Below are 17557 nucleotides of genomic sequence, written 5' to 3' on the forward strand. Positions count from 1 at the left end.
GCTTCATGCGCGCTCCGAGCAAACGTACATGTTCGGTCTGGAGAGCGCGCTCGACGAACTTGCCCAGGCATTGCGCATGGATAGCCCGTTCCATAGCGCTGACGCGGCGTCCTTGACCCTGGCGGACGGCAAGCTCACGGCGGCGGACGGACGTAGCGAACCGCGACAATGAAGCGGAGAGCGCTCAAACCCAAACAATCAAATGGATCGGCTGGTAGCCGTTGGATCCCGGATTTATGCACGTTAACGTGCGGAACATTTATGGGCCCATAAGCCTGAACGCGTTCACGATGGGTTCCAGCGCGGAACACCGTGGTTTTCCGGAATCCATTTTCCCCGTGGAAAAAGCTAATGAAATCTTGCCGAGGCTAGATATTTTTATCTCGGATTTATTTTAATGATTCTCAACCGGCAGGGGCCACAGCGTGAGTGGCCCCCTTTCGATTCTTGTACTCAGCCCCGTCGCCCGAGCGACTGAGCCGCGCACGAAACCATATTTCGGGACGCAAGAAGCGGGCTGGAAATAAATCCGGCCTGACTTGGTAGGTTTGTGTTCATGAGCATCTTTGACAGACATCGCGGCACGTTAGTTCCCATCCATGCGGACAACGCCAGTACAAGAGATTGGCTGGTTCTACTGGAAGCGGCCACCATTGTTGGCCACCAACGTGACAAGCTTCGGGTAGCTCTGACCACTCAGGAGCGAAAGCTGGTCAAAAGGCGTAGGCTGTTCGGCAAGCCGGAGCATTTTCTGGTCATAGATGGATATGATCCACGAATACACGCGGTCTATTTTTGTCCGCAGCTTTACAAGAACGAGGACGGCAGCCTTGTGGCCGCTGACTGGGACAGAAATTGGAAAGTTGATGGCTCAAGCCCTTGAGGGCGGAGCGATTGAGAAAGCCCCGTGGTACGAGCCTGCCGACAGCTTACCGAAGGAGCCTGTGATCAAATCTTCTCCCGGAATGGAGTTTGATAGTTTGGTTGTCGATGCGCCGAGCCCCGAAGCAAATAAGCCAGCGGCGCTCCGCGCGGTGGTAAGCACTGACAAGGCAAAGACCTGATCGCCCAGCGTTGCGCCGGTTCACGCGTCCCTCTGCTGATCGGACCGCGCGTTAACTCGGTCCCGTTGGCCCCTCAAATCTCCCAAGGGTACCTATTGGCGACTTTGGAGCTTCATCGGAGCGCCATTGCTGTGGCCTCTCGACGTCCGTTGTTCGGGGGTACAGCGGACGCCGCAGTGACCGAGCGCGACTTCCGAGTTTGACCCGGAGCGGTCCTCACTCTGATGATCAAAACGCAAGGTGGCGAGAACCCTTCGCCTCGTACAACTCTTGAGGCGACTTCAAATGAAAGGACCTCGCCGCATGGGACCACCACGTGCCAGTGCCGAGCGACGGATGCCCGCAACGCCAGTCAATTCACTTATTCGCCGGCACCGCTTCCATCAGAAGCGCGAGCGCATTTCTGAAACCCACGCCGCCAGGCCCATCGCCTTTATAGTGTCCCATGCGCACGACGACGAGATCGTGCGACGGGATGATCAGCGTTGTCTGACCGCCGGCGCCCGCCATGTAATAGGCGTCCCTCGGCACCGGAAACGTGCCAGTGCCATTAATCCAAAAGCCGGCGCCGTAGATTGGGCGGTTATCGGCTTCCCAGGCAGGCGCCAGAGTACTCACGAACTTGGCATACCCTTCGGGGAGAATGCGCTCGCCGTTCCAGATGCCGTCCTGCAAATAGAGGTTGCCAAGACGCGCCCAGTCGCGACCCGACCCAACTTCGTAGCCTTGACCCAGAAAATTCCCGAATGGGTCCGTTTCGATCACCATGGTACGTATGCCGAGCTTGTCAAACAGCGCCCGCTGCGGGAATGACAGATATTCCTCGCCTCGTTTCTCGACGCCAAGCCGCAGGAGGTAGCTTGTCAATACCGGATCGGTGTTGCGGTAGCGGCCGATCGTGTTCGGCGGCCACTGCTGCGGACGCGTCGCGGCATAGTGGTAGGAATTTATACCACCAGTGTAGAGATAGAGGTGATCTGGATAGGTGCCGGCAGGGTCGTAGTCAGGGTCCTGTGGCGCCTTGATCCGCAGGCCGCTCGACATGTGAAGTATGTCTGCGATCCGAATTTTCGCACGTGGGTCGTTGGCGGATTGCCACTCCGGAATTGGCGCCGGCTGCCAGAGATCGTACACACCCTCCTTGATCAGAATACCCAACAGCGTAGCGGTGAGGCTCTTGCCCATGGACCAGCCTTCAAGTGGCGTGCGCTCGTTCAAGCCCTCGCCGTAGCGCTCGGCTATGAGCCGACCGCGCCAGGTCACCACGAACGCAGCCGTCAACGAATCCGCCGTCTCGAATGCAGCGTTGACGGCTTGCTTGAGCTTCGTTTCGTCGATCTCCTTCGGAAGCGGTTGCGTCGGCAGCACGTCCCCCATTGGCCAAGGCTGGGTTGATGCATCTGGCAATGAACTTTTGACCGCGAGCGGAGTAAAAAGTACCGAGTTCTTTCCAACTGGGAGGGTCACGCAGCCTTGGCTGCCAAGGTATTTTGCGGTGAGCGTGACGCCGTTCGGCAAGGTGATATGGACGGACTGGTTCACGCGGTCGATGACCGGTTTGCCGACTTTCGCACGCTCGCTATAGGGACTCGTAAAATATCCGACGTTCTCGGCCGCAAACTCAGGCGAAAGCCCCGTCATGTACACCGCAGAGCACATGATCTTCGCAAATCCGGCCGTGTGATGCTCCAGTGGGTCGCCGGGCGGCGGCACATAAGGGGTATCGAGTTCGAAGGATTTTGCGCGCGCGATGAGAGCGTCTTTTGGCGAGGGCACCTCTTGCGAGGCCGCAGCCCCAACAACGAGCGCTACGATAAGGCCAGCAACGAAGGCTGCTTTCATGGTGCCCCCTCCGAAATCATGCGAATACGCCTCTGGCATCTCATCAAAGAGGGTATCAGTTCGCGTGGGCGTTTGAAATGGACGTGATGACCGCTCCGGCCCATCGCGACGAAGTTTGCATGCTTCGCAAAGGTCCCCTTCGAAAGGAATAGCCGACGTGATTTGCTGACCAAGAGTATTACGGCTCGTGACCCGGAGCAGACCTATCGCAGTTGTGTCGGCCGATGCTTCAGATGCCGGTGCGAACTCGATCTCACACAACTGGCCGCCTTATGGCGTCATCCCCTTGGCCTTGATGATGGCAACGGCTTCTGGTGACTTGAGATAGGTGATCAACGCCGTCGCGCCCACCGCCTCTTTGGCGTCCGCTGAGCGCGCCGCCGTGAATACGACGTCCTGCTGCAACTCGGCGGGAAACGGACCGACCACGTCGAGACCCGGCGCGGTAAGCACGTTAATGAGAAATATGCCAAGCTCGACCTCGCCTTTGGCGACCACTGCGACGACCTGTGCGGGATTAGGCTGCGCCTTCATTCTGGCTTTCATCGGCTCAACGATGCCAAGGCGCTCAAATACCTTCGCGATCGAATAGCCAGTAGCGCTCTCCGGTATCGAGGCGATGGACTGCGCCCTGAGCAAAGTCACCTTCAGCGCTTCGGGCGTGCTGATATCGGGCTTTGGCGCCCCGGTTCGCACTGCGACGCCCAAGCCGACACGGGCGATATCGAGCGTCGGTCCGGCTGCGAACCTTGCCCGCGCGGTGGAATCCTGCATCACGTCGACGGGCACGATACCGACATCGAATGGCTTGCCCGAGGCCGCCTCCTTGATCAGATTGGGTGTGGTTCCGAAAAAGATAACGAGCTTGTGGCCGGAAGCCTGCTCGAATTTAGGCTTGAGCTCTGCCCAAACCTCCGTCATGGCGCCCCCGGCCAGAATCTTGAGCTCAGCAGCCTGCGCGCTGGCGATGGGCAACAGGGCTATCGCCATGCCCAGCGTTGACGCAATTGCAGTGCAAAGCCCTTTCACGATATTCCCCTTTTATTCCGGCGCAACTCCACTTCATCGATGATGTTGCAGCGGTGTTGAGTATTTGCGCTTGTTGGCACTAACACAAGACGAACGGACGGACCCCGCCATCGGTGCTTGGTGCGCGATCTCTGCTCCTGGCCCGTCGCGACAAAAGCAGCATTCTCTCAGATGGCCGCTGTGGCAGGCAGACCAGACACATCCGACGGGCGGCTAGTTCGAGACGCATGCCCCGGGCGGACATGGTAGCGCGTGAAACCGATCACACTACCGGCGCTTTTCCAGAGATCTGCCGACCTCGCGCGCGCCGTCAATAAAAAGACGTGCCAAGGGACTTAGGGTTCGGTTTCTCAAAGTTACGATCCCGATCGGTCGCGGGTGCGCAGGGAATTCGACCGGTACACGCTTGAACGACATGTGCTGACTGTGAACCAGCATCGATAGTGGTAGCGTGGTGAGGAAACGCCCCGTTGCCAGCAGATGTTGATGCAACGGAATCGAAAGCGACAGCACTTGGGCGCGTGGCGGCTCCAGTCCGGCGGCACGGAACGCTCCTGCGATATACGACCCGACCGCCGTCTCCCATGGCGGTAGAACCCAGGGCTCGCCCGTCAAATCAGCCAGGGAAATCTCGCGCCGGCGGGTCCATTTGCTTTGTGTGCCAGCCAGGACGACGTGCCGATCGTCAAATATGATCTCCGCGTTCGTATCCTGCTCCAGTCGCAATCCGGTCATCGGGATCACCGCGAGTTCGATGCTGCGTTGACGGAGAGCGCGATCGTAAAGCGTCGTCGGATCGGCTGCGAAGACATTGAACGCGGCCTTCGGATGTCGTGTAGACAGGTGCTCGATCACCACCGCTACGAAGCCCCCAGCCAGCGGCTCCGAGCATCCGATCGTCAGCTCTCCGGCCGACGGATCGGTCAGGAATTCGATCTCTTTGACGCCCTGTCGAAGGTCGTCGAACACAGCGACGCCGCACTTGAGCAACGCGCGACCGAAGATGGTCGGTTCGATCCCCAGCGGGCTGCGATCGAGCAAATGGACACCGAGTGCCTCTTCGAGATCGGCAATCGCCTTCGAAACGGCGGGCTGCGACACAGCCAGCTCAGACGCCGCCTTTCCCATGCTGCCAGCTCGCGCGACCGAGAGCAGGATGTGGAGGTCGCGGAGCTTGAGACGTCGCCCGATGCGATCAGACCACTGCTTGGCCAAGGGTCATATCCAAATGAATATGGCAATGCCCAAAAGATAGAATTACCCGATTACGATCGATCGGACTAGCCTCTTCGGCGCGGATCCGGCGACCACAGTAACGCCGGCTAAACCGGCGAGAGGAAGCGCCATGCCCAACTCCAAGGCTCTGCAAACGCTCTGTCTGATTTTGTTCATTGTGGCCGGAATCGCAGATTCCGGCCACGCGCAGATATCCGATGACGTTATCAAAATTGGGGTGATTACCGACATGACAGGCCCATTGGCCAGCGCCACCGGCAGCGGGTCGGTTGAGGCGGCGCGGATGGCTGCGGAGGAGTTCGGCTTCTCGATCAACGGCCGCCCCATCGAAATCGTGTCAGCGGATCATCAAAACAAGCCAGACATCGGTTCAGCCATTGTTCGCCGATGGTTCGATGTCGAGCACGTGGACGCCGTTGCCGACATAGCAAACTCCGCTGTCGGATTTGCTATCGTGGAGGTGGCGCGGCCACGCAACAAGATTGTCCTGATCGGAGCCGGATCGTCGGATTTTACCGGCAAGGCCTGCGCGCCGACCAGCATCCAATGGACGTGGGACACCTACGGGGCCTCGACTGGGACCGTGAAGGCAATTTTCGGTCCCGGCGCCGAAACATGGTTCTTCATCACATCGGACTTCGCGTTTGGGCATGCCCTCGAGCGCGACGGGGCGGCTGCCGTCGCCAAGCTCGGGGGGACTGTGCTCGGACAAGTGCGGCCTCCCTTCGGAACCCCGGACTTCAGCTCTTTCCTGCTCCAGGCACAGCGGAGCAAAGCGTCCGTGATCGCCTTCGCTACCGCTGGCGCTGACACGGTGAATCTGATGAAGCAGGCGGCGGAGTTTGGCTTGGCGAGACCAAGAATCCGCGTGATCCCGATGCAGCTCATGATCGACGAGGTCAAGGCGATCGGTCTCGACCTGGGACAGGGCAACTACGCTCTCATGGCCTTCCACCACGAGCGATCATCGGAAGCCAAGGCGTGGTCGCAGCGCTTCTTCGAACGTATGCACGCAATGCCGACGGCGATCCAGGCCGGTACCTATTCGAGTGTGCGCCACTATTTGCAGGCGGTGAAGGATATCGACACTGACGAGCCGCTTGGCGTTGTCGCCAAAATGCGCGCGACGCCGATCAATGACATGTTTGCGAGTGGCGGATATATCCGCCAGGATGGCCGGATGGTGCACGACATGTACCTCACCCAGATCAAGACGCCGGCGGAATCGGCCGGTCCCTGGGATCTGGTAAAAATCCTCAAGACGATCCCGGGGGACGAAGCCTTTCGGCCGTTATCTGAGAGTGAATGTCCACTGGTACGCCGACCGGATTAACATGGTGGATGCCATGAGCGCGGCGCACCTGTCGCAAATGATCGAGGGTTATCGGGTCAGCCAGATCGTCGGCGCACTGGCTCGGCTCGGGATACCGGATTGCCTGTCGGATGGGCCGCTCGACTGCAACGTTCTCGCCGAAACCATCGGGTGCGAGCCGCAGGCCACCTATCGGCTGCTCCGCGCATCCGCTCATGTGGGGCTGGCCGCGGCCTTACCCGACCGCCGTTTCAGCCTCACGCCACTCGGCGAACTACTGCGATCGAACGTGTCCGGCTCGATGCGCGATTCGGCGATTGCGTTGACCGCCCCGGGTCACTGGCTTCCGTGGGGCCGCCTGACGGAGGCCGTGCGGCGCGGCGAGCACCAAGCGGTGGCTGCTCTCGGTCAAGAGCTCTTCGACTACTACGCGGTGAATCCATCCGAGGGCGACGCGTTCACCGGCACCATGGCCCGCCATTCCGCCTCAATTGCCGACGAGGTTGCGTCCGCGCTCGACACCACAGGGGCAAACCACGTCGTCGATGTTGGCGGGGCTTCCGGCACGCTGATTGCGGCACTCCTTAAGAAGAATGCCGAACTCCGCGGCACGATACTCGAGCGCGCGGATGTCGTGCCACGTGCAAGGGCCGCGCTCGCCGAGAGTGGATTATCCTCACGCTGCCAGATTATCGCGGGCGATTTTTTCGAAAGCGTGCCCACAGCAGACCTCCTTGTCCTCAAAAAAATCATTCATGACTGGGACGACGAGCAAAGCGTCAAAATCCTCGGTAACTGTGCTCGCGCCCTGCGCCCGCAGGGCCGTGTTGCTCTCGTAGAGTGTGTGATGCCTGAGGATGGACAATCAGGCCCGGCAGCCCTCTCTGACCTAAATATGCTCGTCCTTTTGCCGGGCCGGGAACGTAGCGCGGGACAATTCGCTGCGCTGCTTCGCGCTGCCGGGCTGCAACTCGACCGGATCACGGAGGTCGCCTCCTCCGCTCATTTGATCGAGGCATCGCTGATAGCATAGATACTTCCGCTTATGACCCAGGCTGTGTAAAAACGTCTTTCCTCCCCCAAAAACTGCACGCAACCGGGGACTATCCGTGTCAGACACGACGGTCTGAGCATATTTTTGCTTTGTCGGGTCCAGAGTCAACCCGGCCGCAAGCCCGGGCTACGCTGGCTACCTGAACGGTCACACGATACGCATAACAACACGAACTCTTCACGCCCGGATTGCCATCAGGAGTGGCTTGATGCCGACGATGTTCATTACGCGCGTGAGGTTGTAGGCGAGTACGTTCAGCGCCATTTCGGTCGCTACATTGGGCAACCGCTTCATCAGAAAGTGCGTCGCACCCATCCGCATCTTCAGTGTGGCGAACGGGTGCTCGACGGTTTCGCGGCGCACACGCATGGCTTGCGGGTTCTGATCGAGCCGCGTCTGCGCGGCCTCGACGACATGTTCATGTTCCCAGCGCTTGATGCGGCGCTCGTTGGACGTTGTGCATTGATCCTTGAACGGGCAGATGCGGCACGCCTTCGTCAAGTAAATCCGCATTTTCTGGCCATCTTCATCAGCGGTGAAGTGGTGCGCCAGCTTCTCGCCGGCCGGGCAGCGGTAGACATCGTCCTCGGCCAAATAAACAAAATCAGATTTCCCAAAACGGCCTGCCGACTTGGCGCCCGAGGTCTGCGGCTTGGGCAGAGTGACCGCGACCCCGGCCCGTTCGCAGGCCAGGATTTCTTCACCTTTAAAGTAGCCCCGATCCGCCACGACGTCCAAGTTACCGCTGCACAGCGCGGCTTTCGCCGCCTGCGCCATCGTCGCCAGTTGCGATCTATCGGTGCCGACGTTGGTGACCTCGTGCGCGACAATCAGATGGTTCGTGGTGTCGACCGCACTTTGTACGTTGTAGGCGACCATGCCTGAGCCGCGTCCGCTCGTTGCCATCGAGCGGCAATCGGGATCGGTCAGCGATATCTGCTTGTCGGGCGAGGCGAGCAATGCCTTCTCAATCGCGGCCAGCCGTTTTACCTCTTCTTCTAGCTTCGCCAGCTTTTCCTTAAGCCGCGTCTTGGTCAGAAGCACCGTTTCCGACGGCTCTTCTCCTGCGGCAGTCTGACGGTCGGCGGTGTCGAGTTGGTTCATGTAGCGCGCCACGCTCTCTTCGATCTGCTTCTGGCGGCGCTGGATCTTGCCCTGCGTGAAGTTGTTGTCGCGACTGTTCACGGCCTTGAACTTGCTGCCGTCGATGGCAACGCTGGCCTTCGTCAGCAAGCCCATCTTGCGGCACAACGCAACGAATTGCGCGCAAACTTTCCTGATCGCTGGGCCATTGTCCTTGCGGAAGTCCGCGATCGTTTTGTGATCCGGCGCGAGCCGTCCGGTCAACCACATCACCTCGATATTGCGGCCAGCCTCGCGCTCCAGCCGCCGGCTCGATTGGATCCGGTTGAGGTAGCCGTAAATGTAGAGCTTGAGCATCGGCGAAGGATGATACGCCGGCCGGCCGGTCGCTGCAGGATCAACACCATCGAACCCGAGGTCGCGCAGTTCCAACGCATCCACGAACACATCGACCGCCCGAATAGAATTGCCCTCGTCGACCCAATCATCGAGGCATCCCGGCAACAGCGTCGTCTGCTGGCGATCCGCCCCTTGAACGAAACCCTGCATCTCTTCCCCCGCCGATTCAGCAAGAGAATCATAGCATCGACTGGGTTTTCACACAGCCTGGACCCTCCTCAGACGTCATCGATCAACATTGCTGACCTAAGAACGACGGTTGATCTCGCTGTCCATAGTTAAATTATTCAGGTAATCTCATTCGCGGAGCTGCCAACGGGATTGGCCGAAGTCCAGCGATCTGTAGCCATCATGCCATTGGCTGGTCCGACAAACCTCAAACTTTTTTATTAGTCACGCATGCCAGGCCGTGCGTGCCCATTCCATTTGGTCACAGGAGGAGCAGATCATGAAAGCCAAATTCACTGTTGCCCTCGCGATGGTTGGAGGCTTTGCAGTCGGTGCCGCTGCCATCGAAGGCTTGCACGCGCAGGCAACGGCAGCCGGCTACGTTATCGCCGAAGTCACCGTTAAGGACCCGGAAAAATACAAGGCAGAATTCGTCCCGCCGGCTACCAAGGCAATCCGAGAGGCGGGCGGCAAATACATCGTGCAGGGAGGAAAAAATATCTCTTTTGAAGGTGAGCCACCGGCGCCGCGCGTAGTGGTGTTTCAGTTCGATAGCATCGACAAGGCACAGGCATGGTGGAATTCACAGGGTCGTAAGGATGCTGATGCCATCGGCAACAAATATGCAACGTTCCGTGTCTACGCAGCGGAAGGTGTACCGCAATAGATTGCGCCGGCGCTTTTATCTTCATGTTTTAGAATTTTCGGTGACGCGCAGAAATGTCCGCACCTAAAGCGAAGCCGAAAACAAGAGCATCTTGCTGCAGTGCATGAGTCCGTTGTTGGCCCAAATGCGAAGTCCGATCGGGCTCTGAAATTGTCTGGTCACCAGAGTAGAGCGGAAGTAATCGGCGCGCTGGCAAACCGACGCGAATGACCCAAAGCCGACCTTGCGGCCCTTAGGCCAGGACGGCTTCGACCACGCTCACCGGCGATTGTGTCGCCACGACGCGACTGAGGCGGAAACCAGCCTTGTCCAGCAGACGGGAATACTCGGCTTCCGTGCGTTCCTGGCCGCCGATCAGCACCAGCATCACCATGTCCAGTATTTTCCCCGGATGTGGAGCGTCGCCGGGAGGCAGGACCATCTCGACGATCAACAGCCGGCCATCGGGCTTCATGGCTTTGCGGCAATGGCCGAGAATTGTCAGGCACCGGTCGTCGTTCCAGTCGTGCAGGATGTGCGACAGGATGTAGGCATCGGCCCGTGACGGCACTGCCCGGAAAAAATCTCCAGCCTCCACGCTCACGCGATCGGAAACACCGTTCGCTTTGAGCAACTTCTCCGCGTCGACCACGACGTGCGGCCGATCGAACAACACGCCCCGCGGTTCCGGGTGTCGCGCAAGGATCGCGGCGAGCATATTGCCGGACGCTCCTCCGACATCGACGACCGTCTTGAATGTTGAAAAATCATAGGCTGCCGCGACCGCCGGAGGCTCGGCCCCATGAAGCCCGACCATTGCTCCACTAAACACCGATGCGGCTTCGGGATGTTTAGCAAGATAGTCGAAGAACGGCATTCCCTGTGCTTTTTCAAACCCCGTGCGACCCGTCTGCAAGGAATGGAGAAGGTTGGCAAAGCCGCTTCCAACCCAACTGCTGCCTGTCATGAGCAAGGTTGATCTGGCTGATCCTGGAGCGCCTGTCTTCAATGCCTCGCCGAGCTTCGTTAGCGAGAAATGTTGCCCTTCGCCTTCGGAAAGGAGTCCAAGACCGGCCATCGTCCTCATCAATCTGTGCAGGGACGGCGCATGGAGAGCCAGTGGGTCGGCCAGTTCAGTCGCGCTCTTTGGGCCATCAGCAAGTCTATCCGCCAACCCGAGCCTTGCGGCGATGTGCACGACATTGGCGACAGCTCCGGCTGTCCCCATTTGTATCAGCTGGACATGCGGTGGAAGGGACGGGGGCGCTGCCTGAATCGATTCGGTCATGACTTGCTCCTGGTTCGCAGCCGCTTCAGGACGACGTTTTGGGCCAGGCGAACGTCTCAGCGCATGGACGGGCACGCTTAACCAGCGGCTTACTTTTTTCTTATCGGCAGCTTATTCTTGCAGTTGCAACCGGTGCTGCCTCGACGATCGGAGGCCAGCCGAGGGAATGGCAGCTTGCGCTTTTTGTTCGAGAGCTTCGTATTCGATACGGACCGGCGCGAGTTGCATCGCGGCTCGGATGTTGTCGCCCTCGCGCCACAAGTATTCGACCTGCTCGAGTTTCTGATCCGCAACCGGGAGCGCGTCGTCAGCAAGGACGACCTCATCAATGCCATCTGGAACGGGCGTAGCGTGTCCGATGCTGCGCTGACAACTCGCCTGAATGCCGCGCGCAGCGCGATCGGGGATTCCGGCGGCGAACAGCGCTTGATCAAGACTCTGCCGCGAAGAGGCTTCCGTTTCGTCGGACCAGTCCAGCAGGAGCATGGACTTCCTGGTGTGCCGGTCGCCGACGACGGTCGGATCGAACCCTCAAAACCCCTCCTTGCGCTTCCCGACAAACCTTCCATTGCCGTGCTGCCCTTCCAGAATCTCAGCGACGATCCGGATCAGGACTATTTCGCCGACGGCATGGTTGAGGATATCATCACGGGATTGTCGCGCTCGAAACTGCTGTTCGTGATCTCGCGAAATTCAAGTTTCACCTACAGAGCAAAAGCGGTTGATATCAAGCGGGTCAGCCGTGAGCTTGGCGTTCGCTATGTACTGGAAGGCAGCGTACGCAAGGTAGGAAAAAAGGTTCGTGTGACCGGACAGCTGATCGACGCAACCACCGGCGCGCACATCTGGGCGGACAAGTTCGAGAGCGAACTCGAAGACCTCTTCGATGTGCAGGATCGCCTGACGAGCAGCGTGATAGGTGCGATGTCACCGCAGCTTGAGCGGGCCGAGATAGAGCGCGCACGGCGCAAACCGACCGAAAGCCTCGAAGCCTATGACTATTATCTGCGCTCCAAGTTCAGTATCTACCAGTGGACTCGAGAGGGCAGTGACGAAGCTCTCAGGATGACTAAGCTTGCCATCTCGATCGATCCTGCATTTGCCGTCGCCTGCGCTTCTGGAGCCAACATTTTCGGTCAGAAGAAAGGGTTCGGATGGATCGAGGACGTGGCCAAGGAACGGGCTGAAGGCCGACGGTTGGCCGAACGCGCAGTGCAGCTCGACCAGGACGATCCTTTGGTTCTTGCGCACGCGGCGCAAGTGTATTCCTACTTGCTCGAAGAGCCGGAGACCGGTTCAGCGTTTGCCGAGAGGGCCATCGCACTCGATCCCAATCTTGCATTGGCGCGCCTTTGGGCTGGCTGGGCACAGGTTTATCTCGGCAATCACGACGCAGCGATCGAGCAATTTTCGGCAGCCATTCGTTTGAGCCCGATCGATCCCCACTTGTTCGTGCCGCAAACCGGGATGGCCTTCGCTCATTTCTTTGCCGGGCGGTATGAAGAAAGTTTGCTTTGGGCCACGAGCGCCATTCAGCGCCAACCGAATTTTCCGGGCGCTCAGCGAATGCGAATGTCGAGCCTGGCGATGGCTGGGCGCGTTGACGAGGCCCGCCGCGCTCGCGACGCAGTTCTGCAAGCCGACCCCGCCTTGCGGGTTTCGAGCATTAAAACCGCGCCATTTCGCCGACACGAAGACGTCGAGAAATTGAGCGAAGGTTGGCGAAGAGCCGGCGTGCCCGAATGACCGCTTATGGCCCAAGGGCGCACTGCCGACACCCCTCATGGTGGTCCGCTTAGCGGAGCATCGCTGACGGCATTTGCTCACGCTGAGTTTTTCGCGTTTTGACCCCAAGCGGACCTGAGTGCGTACTCAAATCTTAAGCTGTGCGCCAGGCGTAGAGCGTGATATCGAAAGCTCTTCCTCGTTCATGTCCGCTGATACATCCGCAAAAAGAGGTGTGCTCAGATAACGTTCGCCGGTGTCTGGAAGCATGCAAAGAATGTTTGTCCCTTTATCGGCTTCCGCAGCAACCTTCAGCGCGCCGGCGAACGTCGCGCCCGACGTAATGCCGGCAAAAATTCCCTCCTTCGCAGCGAGCTCCTTGCTCCAATGAACGGCGTCGGGCCCGGGGGTTGGAATAACGCGATCGATGAATTGCATCGCGACGGCGGCGTCGGTGATCTTCGGAATGAAATCCGGCGTCCAGCCCTGCATCGGATGCGGCTTGAACGTGGGATGCGGTGCTGCCGGTGCTCCGTCCGGATTGCGGTCCTGCTTGATACCGCTGCCCAGTAGTTGGGCATCGGTTGGTTCGCAAACAACAATCTTGGTTTTGGGGCTCTCCTTCGCGAGCACCCGGCCGACGCCATTTAATGTGCCGCCGGTTCCGTAACCCGTGACCCAATAGTCCAATGTTTCCCCACGGAAATCGTCGAGTATCTCGCGCGCGGTTGTGCGGGAATGGATATCTGGATTGGCTTCATTCTCGAACTGCCGGGTCATGTACCCACGATGTGCCTTGGCAAGCTCGATGGCTTGTTGATCATGCCGACGGCGCGCTCGGCGGCAGGAGTTACGATAACCTTCGCTCCCAGGAACCGCATAAGCTTACGGCGCTCGACGCTAAACGGCTCTGCCATTGTGATCACAAGCGGATATCCTTTGCCCGCGCAAACCATGGCAAGACCAATTCCCGTGTTTCCACTGGTCGCTTCGATGACCGTCTGACCAGGTTTGAGCTCTCCTGACCTCTCGGCTGCCTCGATTACCCCGAGGGCCAATCGGTCCTTGACCGAGCCGAGGGGGTTGAAGGCCTCTATCTTGACGAACAGGTTCACGCCCTGCGGGGCCAAGCGGTTGATCCTCACCACTGGCGTGTTACCGATCGTCTCGTTGATATTTTCGTATTTCCGCCCCATGCTGCCCTCACCAAATTTTGCGTGTGGATTCAGCGCCGGTGCGGCCCGTTGCCTTGTCACTCAGCCAAAGTGAAGCAGCTGTTTCTGCGATCGCTCTGGGCCTCAGGTCCGCCGATCCTTTTGTATTTACGTCTCCGTTCGACGCGCAAAGTTCAATCGCCCGAATGATTTTGCCTGTCGGATTTTGCATCTAGCGCAAGTGCCCGGGCCTATGCTCTGATAGATTCAGCATTTTCGATCCAGGAGGCTGTTGTGCCCGGCGAGCGCGTGGAGCGTCGACTGGCGGCGGTGCTGGCGGCGGATGTCGCCGGCTATAGCCGCTTGATGGGCCGCGACGAGGAGCGCACACTCGCGCAGCTAAAGGCACTGCGAAAGACCCTCGTTGATCCGACTATCGCTGAGTACCGCGGTCGCATCGTCAAGACCACCGGCGACGGCATGCTGGTCGAGTTCGCCAGTGCCGTCGATGCCGCGCGCTGTGCAGTGGATACCCAGCAAGCCATGGCCAAACAGAACGCCGCCCTGCCGCCGGACTTCAGGATTGAATTTCGTATCGGAATTCACGTCGGCGACATCATAATCGACGACAACGATATCTTCGGCGATGGTGTCAACATAGCAGCCCGCCTAGAAGGGATCGCCGAACCTGGCGGTGTCTGTATTTCCGATGATGCGCACCGGCAAATTCGCGGAAAGGTCGATATTTCTTTCGAAAGCATCGGAGAGCAGACTTTAAAAAACATTGCCGAACCGATGCGAGTATGGCGAACACGTCCTATTGGCGAGGATGCGCTCGTGGACCAATCGAGTGCGCCTCCGGTAAAACGATCTCAAGCTCTCCCCTTACCCGACAAGCCGTCTATCGTCGTTCTGCCGTTCGACAACATGTCTGCCGAAGCCGGGCAAGACTTCCTCGCAGATGGAATCGTAGAAGCGATAACGGCAACGCTTTCCTGCGTTCGTTCCTTTTTCGTCATCGCACGGAGTTCGGCATTCACCTATAAAGGCCGGGCAACTAGTGCCCGCGACATCGGCAAAGAGCTTGGCGTCGCTTATTTGCTTGAGGGCAGCGTGCAGAAAGCCGGCAGCCGTCTCCGTATCACCGTCCAACTTATTGAGACCGAGGGAGGTGCACACGTCTGGAGCTCGCGCTACGACGGCACGATTGACGAATTCTTTGATCTCGAAGATCGAATAACGCAGCAAGTGGCAGGTGCACTGCAGCCTTCCATTCGCATTGCCGAAGTTGAGCGGTCACGACGTAAACGGCCCCAGGACCTGGGCAGCTACGACTATACCATGAGGGCCATGCCCCACGTCTGGGCACTAGAGAAGGACGAAAGCGCCAAGGCGATTAAACTCCTCGATAACGCGCTGATAATTGATCCCGAATACCCCTTGGCGCTGGCGCTTGCCGGCTGGTGCCACGCCCAACGCGCCGTCTACAATTGGGCGGATGATATCGTGGAGAGCCAGGCAATGGCGCGGTCGCTTGCCGAGCGGGCCGCGAACCTAAGCGGAGACGACCCGCTTGTCTTGGCAGTGCTCGGCGCTGTGCATACGTTTGTACGTAATCATGGGACCGCTCGCGTGCTACTTGAGCGCGCCCTTGCTCTTGACCCTAACTGCGCATGGGCTTGGAGTAGACTTGGATGGATCGACAATTATTCTGACCACCCGAACGAGGCCATCGAGAAGTTCGAACGCGCATTGCGCCTCAGCCCGATTGATCCGATGAATTTCAACAACCATGCGGGCATCGGCTCGGCGCATGAAATTTCGCAAGACTACGACAAAGCCGCGTCGCTGTATCGGCGCGCGCTGGAAGAGCAGCCCAACGCCCATTGGTTATATCGCAATCTGGCATCGACCTTGTCGGGTGCTGGCCGGATCGAAGAAGCTAAGGAGGCCTTTGCGAAGATGCTGCTCAGTTACCCAGATCTGACTGTTTCAAAATTTAAACAGGCAATGGTGTTTTCAAACGTGGCTCTCGACCGCATGGCAGAGAATCTCCGAAAGTTGGGCTTGCCGGATTAATCCGGCCTTGTCCTTTGATGATGATTCCTGCATGTGAATCGGCGTGGGGTCCGGGCGCCGATATGCGTGTTAAGCCGCTGACATCGTTGGTGTGAGCGGGGTCACTCGATGGCTCTGACTCACTTTCGATGATGAAGAAGCGCGCCGATCACCAAATTCACCGATCGATCTCGTTGAAAAGACTCTCGATTTTTCATCAATGCTTCTGGCCACAGAGGTGCGACCATGAGCTAACCGCGCTTCTCGGACAGAGCATGCTTATGTTGATGGAATGACTCAGTGAATCACCCTGATGCGAAGCGGCGCATCATCGAATTTGCGTCAGAGCCACTCGATGGCGCCGATCCACACCCGACGGCCACGAACTCAGTTTCGCTCGGCCTTTGCTCCCAGTTGCCGTCCCATAGCATCTCGAAGCGGTCTGCCATTCCAAGAGACGCTGGGAGAGCGTATGGTGCGCCTCATTATCCGCTGAACCTGGGAGGCAATCATGCAGTTCAGGACAACCGGACTACTGCTGCTCGGCGCGTTGGCGCTTCCCGCCTCAGGGATCGCACAAACTACCCCCGCTTCACCGACAATTACACGAACAGTCGTCGCTGCAACCAAACTGCCGACCGTCACGGACGTGCCGCTCCATTTCAAAGCGGTGAGCGTCACTCTTCAGCCAGACGAGAAGAGCGCCGTCTCGGCGGCCAACGGCATCCTTTACCAGATGTCGGGTTCGACCGAGGTCGTGTTCGATGGCAAGACCAAAACGCTCAACGCCGGCGAGGGGCTGTTCGTCTCCGGCGGAAGGACTGCGGCGCTTACGGCGGGCAGCGGAGGGCCATCTATTTTCCTCCACTTCTTTGTTGCTTCCGCTGTGGACCTGGGTCGGCCTGTCGAAACCGCACCCGCCGCCGTGAGAGAATTATATCGCACAGCGAATCCGATCCCCGACCTGAAGCCAGGCGGTTATGATCTCAATCTCACGCGAGTCACGTTTCCGGCGCAGATGCCCTCCAACCCGCCACACCATCGGTCAGGAGCGGCTTTGTACTTTATCATTTCCGGCACCGGGGCGAACACGGTAGACGGCAAGACAGAAGCAAGGGGACCGGGTTCCTTGATCTACGAACCCTACGCCGTCGTGCATCAATGGGGAAACCCAGGCGACGAGCCGTTGACGTTCTTGGCGTTCAACATCAATCCGGAAGGTGTGGCAGCCGTGCTTCCGGGTGCACCAGCAAACAATCAATAGCTACGGCGGGCGGACCGCCGCATCAGAGGACCGCTCGAATCCACATTTCCAGGAAGCGCTCGACTTTGTTCAGGAAGTTACTGAGCTTGCCGAGACCGACAGCCATCACCCTGAGATCCGCTTCAGCTGGGGTTATCCCACTGTCTCTCTGAGCACCGATAAACTCAAGGGACTGCCTGTGAAGCATCATGGCGAGTGGTTACTTGATCGCCTCGGATAGGTCCCTCGACTTCAA

The 17557-nt window shown here is 58.8% G+C and carries 17 protein-coding genes; 10 read left to right on the top strand and 7 right to left on the bottom strand.

The window, feature by feature from the left end; translation table 11 throughout:
• Window positions 1-28 precede the first annotated feature (28 nt).
• The 3 genes from ACP2YO_RS34155 (at window position 29) to ACP2YO_RS34165 (ending at window position 1064) form a co-directional block, all read left to right on the top strand.
• Window positions 29-172, top strand: coding sequence for a hypothetical protein (locus tag ACP2YO_RS34155; RefSeq protein WP_426435516.1), 144 nt, complete (start codon window positions 29-31; stop codon window positions 170-172).
• A 384-nt stretch (window positions 173-556) separates the two neighbouring features.
• Window positions 557-883, top strand: a complete 327-nt coding sequence (locus ACP2YO_RS34160; RefSeq protein ID WP_426435517.1) for a hypothetical protein — start codon at window positions 557-559, stop codon at window positions 881-883.
• Window positions 867-1064 carry a hypothetical protein gene (locus tag ACP2YO_RS34165; RefSeq protein ID WP_426435518.1) on the top strand — a complete coding sequence of 66 codons (198 nt, stop codon included), beginning with the start codon at window positions 867-869 and terminating at the stop codon, window positions 1062-1064. The genes ACP2YO_RS34160 and ACP2YO_RS34165 overlap by 17 nt, the downstream gene beginning before the upstream one ends.
• A gap of 357 nt (window positions 1065-1421) precedes the next feature.
• Here the strand turns inward: ACP2YO_RS34165 and ACP2YO_RS34170 are convergent, their stop codons facing one another.
• The 3 genes from ACP2YO_RS34170 to ACP2YO_RS34180 all read right to left on the bottom strand — a co-directional run bounded on the left by ACP2YO_RS34170 (window position 1422) and on the right by ACP2YO_RS34180 (window position 5150).
• Window positions 1422-2906 (bottom strand): serine hydrolase domain-containing protein, encoded by a 1485-nt coding sequence (locus tag ACP2YO_RS34170; RefSeq protein ID WP_426435519.1) that lies wholly within the window; start codon window positions 2904-2906, stop codon window positions 1422-1424.
• A 270-nt stretch (window positions 2907-3176) separates the two neighbouring features.
• Window positions 3177-3881 carry a molybdate ABC transporter substrate-binding protein gene (locus ACP2YO_RS34175; protein ID WP_426435520.1) on the bottom strand — a complete coding sequence of 235 codons (705 nt, stop codon included), beginning with the start codon at window positions 3879-3881 and terminating at the stop codon, window positions 3177-3179.
• Window positions 3882-4202: 321 nt separating this feature from the next.
• A complete protein-coding gene (locus tag ACP2YO_RS34180; protein WP_426435521.1) occupies window positions 4203-5150 on the bottom strand; it encodes a LysR family transcriptional regulator in 948 nt (315 codons plus the stop codon).
• Between the two features lie 130 nt (window positions 5151-5280).
• Here ACP2YO_RS34180 and ACP2YO_RS34185 point away from each other — a divergent pair, with 130 nt between their 5' ends.
• Both ACP2YO_RS34185 and ACP2YO_RS34190 read left to right on the top strand, forming a co-directional pair.
• The gene (locus tag ACP2YO_RS34185) at window positions 5281-6504 is read left to right on the top strand and encodes an ABC transporter substrate-binding protein (protein ID WP_426435522.1); all 1224 of its coding nucleotides are present in this window, start codon (window positions 5281-5283) and stop codon (window positions 6502-6504) included.
• A gap of 13 nt (window positions 6505-6517) precedes the next feature.
• Window positions 6518-7516, top strand: a complete 999-nt coding sequence (locus ACP2YO_RS34190) for a methyltransferase (RefSeq protein ID WP_426435523.1) — start codon at window positions 6518-6520, stop codon at window positions 7514-7516.
• 198 nt (window positions 7517-7714) lie between these two features.
• On the opposite strand, the gene ACP2YO_RS34195 is transcribed toward ACP2YO_RS34190, so the two are convergent.
• On the bottom strand, window positions 7715-9169 hold the full coding sequence (locus ACP2YO_RS34195; protein ID WP_426435524.1) for an IS1182 family transposase: 1455 nt from the start codon (window positions 9167-9169) through the stop codon (window positions 7715-7717).
• A 298-nt stretch (window positions 9170-9467) separates the two neighbouring features.
• Here ACP2YO_RS34195 and ACP2YO_RS34200 point away from each other — a divergent pair, with 298 nt between their 5' ends.
• Window positions 9468-9854, top strand: coding sequence for a DUF1330 domain-containing protein (locus tag ACP2YO_RS34200; protein ID WP_426435525.1), 387 nt, complete (start codon window positions 9468-9470; stop codon window positions 9852-9854).
• Between the two features lie 232 nt (window positions 9855-10086).
• On the opposite strand, the gene ACP2YO_RS34205 is transcribed toward ACP2YO_RS34200, so the two are convergent.
• On the bottom strand, window positions 10087-11121 hold the full coding sequence (locus ACP2YO_RS34205; protein ID WP_426435526.1) for a methyltransferase: 1035 nt from the start codon (window positions 11119-11121) through the stop codon (window positions 10087-10089).
• Window positions 11122-11295: 174 nt separating this feature from the next.
• On the opposite strand from ACP2YO_RS34205, the gene ACP2YO_RS34210 reads away from it, so the two are divergent.
• The gene (locus ACP2YO_RS34210; RefSeq protein WP_426435527.1) at window positions 11296-12867 is read left to right on the top strand and encodes a winged helix-turn-helix domain-containing protein; all 1572 of its coding nucleotides are present in this window, start codon (window positions 11296-11298) and stop codon (window positions 12865-12867) included.
• 126 nt (window positions 12868-12993) lie between these two features.
• Here ACP2YO_RS34210 and ACP2YO_RS34215 read toward each other — a convergent pair whose 3' ends face one another.
• Window positions 12994-13626, bottom strand: a complete 633-nt coding sequence (locus ACP2YO_RS34215) for a PLP-dependent cysteine synthase family protein (protein WP_426435528.1) — start codon at window positions 13624-13626, stop codon at window positions 12994-12996.
• Window positions 13623-14042 carry a PLP-dependent cysteine synthase family protein gene (locus tag ACP2YO_RS34220; protein WP_426435529.1) on the bottom strand — a complete coding sequence of 140 codons (420 nt, stop codon included), beginning with the start codon at window positions 14040-14042 and terminating at the stop codon, window positions 13623-13625. The genes ACP2YO_RS34215 and ACP2YO_RS34220 overlap by 4 nt, the downstream gene beginning before the upstream one ends.
• A 252-nt stretch (window positions 14043-14294) precedes the next feature.
• Between ACP2YO_RS34220 and ACP2YO_RS34225 the strand changes: the two genes are divergently transcribed.
• From ACP2YO_RS34225 to ACP2YO_RS34235, 3 genes are all read left to right on the top strand, one after another.
• On the top strand, window positions 14295-16079 hold the full coding sequence (locus ACP2YO_RS34225; protein WP_426435530.1) for an adenylate/guanylate cyclase domain-containing protein: 1785 nt from the start codon (window positions 14295-14297) through the stop codon (window positions 16077-16079).
• Window positions 16080-16569: 490 nt separating this feature from the next.
• Window positions 16570-17322: a cupin domain-containing protein gene (locus ACP2YO_RS34230; RefSeq protein WP_426435531.1), complete on the top strand. Its 753-nt coding sequence runs from the start codon at window positions 16570-16572 to the stop codon at window positions 17320-17322.
• Entirely contained in the window at window positions 17300-17542 is a 243-nt protein-coding gene (locus ACP2YO_RS34235; protein WP_426435532.1) for a 4a-hydroxytetrahydrobiopterin dehydratase, read from the top strand. Before ACP2YO_RS34230 ends, ACP2YO_RS34235 begins: the two co-directional genes overlap by 23 nt.
• Window positions 17543-17557 lie beyond the last annotated feature (15 nt).

Source organism: Bradyrhizobium genosp. P (assembly GCF_049949265.1).
Taxonomy (GTDB): Bacteria; Pseudomonadota; Alphaproteobacteria; order Rhizobiales; family Xanthobacteraceae; genus Bradyrhizobium.

Excerpts from the sequence above, each read along its gene's own strand:
- ACP2YO_RS34155 (WP_426435516.1), top strand. The coding sequence starts at position 29 with ATGTTCGGTCTGGAGAGCGCGCTCGACGAACTTGCCCAGGCATTGCGC.
- ACP2YO_RS34160 (WP_426435517.1), top strand. The coding sequence starts at position 557 with ATGAGCATCTTTGACAGACATCGCGGCACGTTAGTTCCCATCCATGCG.
- ACP2YO_RS34165 (WP_426435518.1), top strand. The coding sequence starts at position 867 with ATGGCTCAAGCCCTTGAGGGCGGAGCGATTGAGAAAGCCCCGTGGTAC.
- ACP2YO_RS34170 (WP_426435519.1), bottom strand. The coding sequence starts at position 2,906 with ATGAAAGCAGCCTTCGTTGCTGGCCTTATCGTAGCGCTCGTTGTTGGG.
- ACP2YO_RS34185 (WP_426435522.1), top strand. The coding sequence starts at position 5,281 with ATGCCCAACTCCAAGGCTCTGCAAACGCTCTGTCTGATTTTGTTCATT.
- ACP2YO_RS34190 (WP_426435523.1), top strand. The coding sequence starts at position 6,518 with ATGAGCGCGGCGCACCTGTCGCAAATGATCGAGGGTTATCGGGTCAGC.
- ACP2YO_RS34195 (WP_426435524.1), bottom strand. The coding sequence starts at position 9,169 with ATGCAGGGTTTCGTTCAAGGGGCGGATCGCCAGCAGACGACGCTGTTG.
- ACP2YO_RS34200 (WP_426435525.1), top strand. The coding sequence starts at position 9,468 with ATGAAAGCCAAATTCACTGTTGCCCTCGCGATGGTTGGAGGCTTTGCA.
- ACP2YO_RS34205 (WP_426435526.1), bottom strand. The coding sequence starts at position 11,121 with ATGACCGAATCGATTCAGGCAGCGCCCCCGTCCCTTCCACCGCATGTC.
- ACP2YO_RS34215 (WP_426435528.1), bottom strand. The coding sequence starts at position 13,626 with ATGACCCGGCAGTTCGAGAATGAAGCCAATCCAGATATCCATTCCCGC.
- ACP2YO_RS34220 (WP_426435529.1), bottom strand. The coding sequence starts at position 14,042 with ATGGGGCGGAAATACGAAAATATCAACGAGACGATCGGTAACACGCCA.
- ACP2YO_RS34230 (WP_426435531.1), top strand. The coding sequence starts at position 16,570 with ATGCAGTTCAGGACAACCGGACTACTGCTGCTCGGCGCGTTGGCGCTT.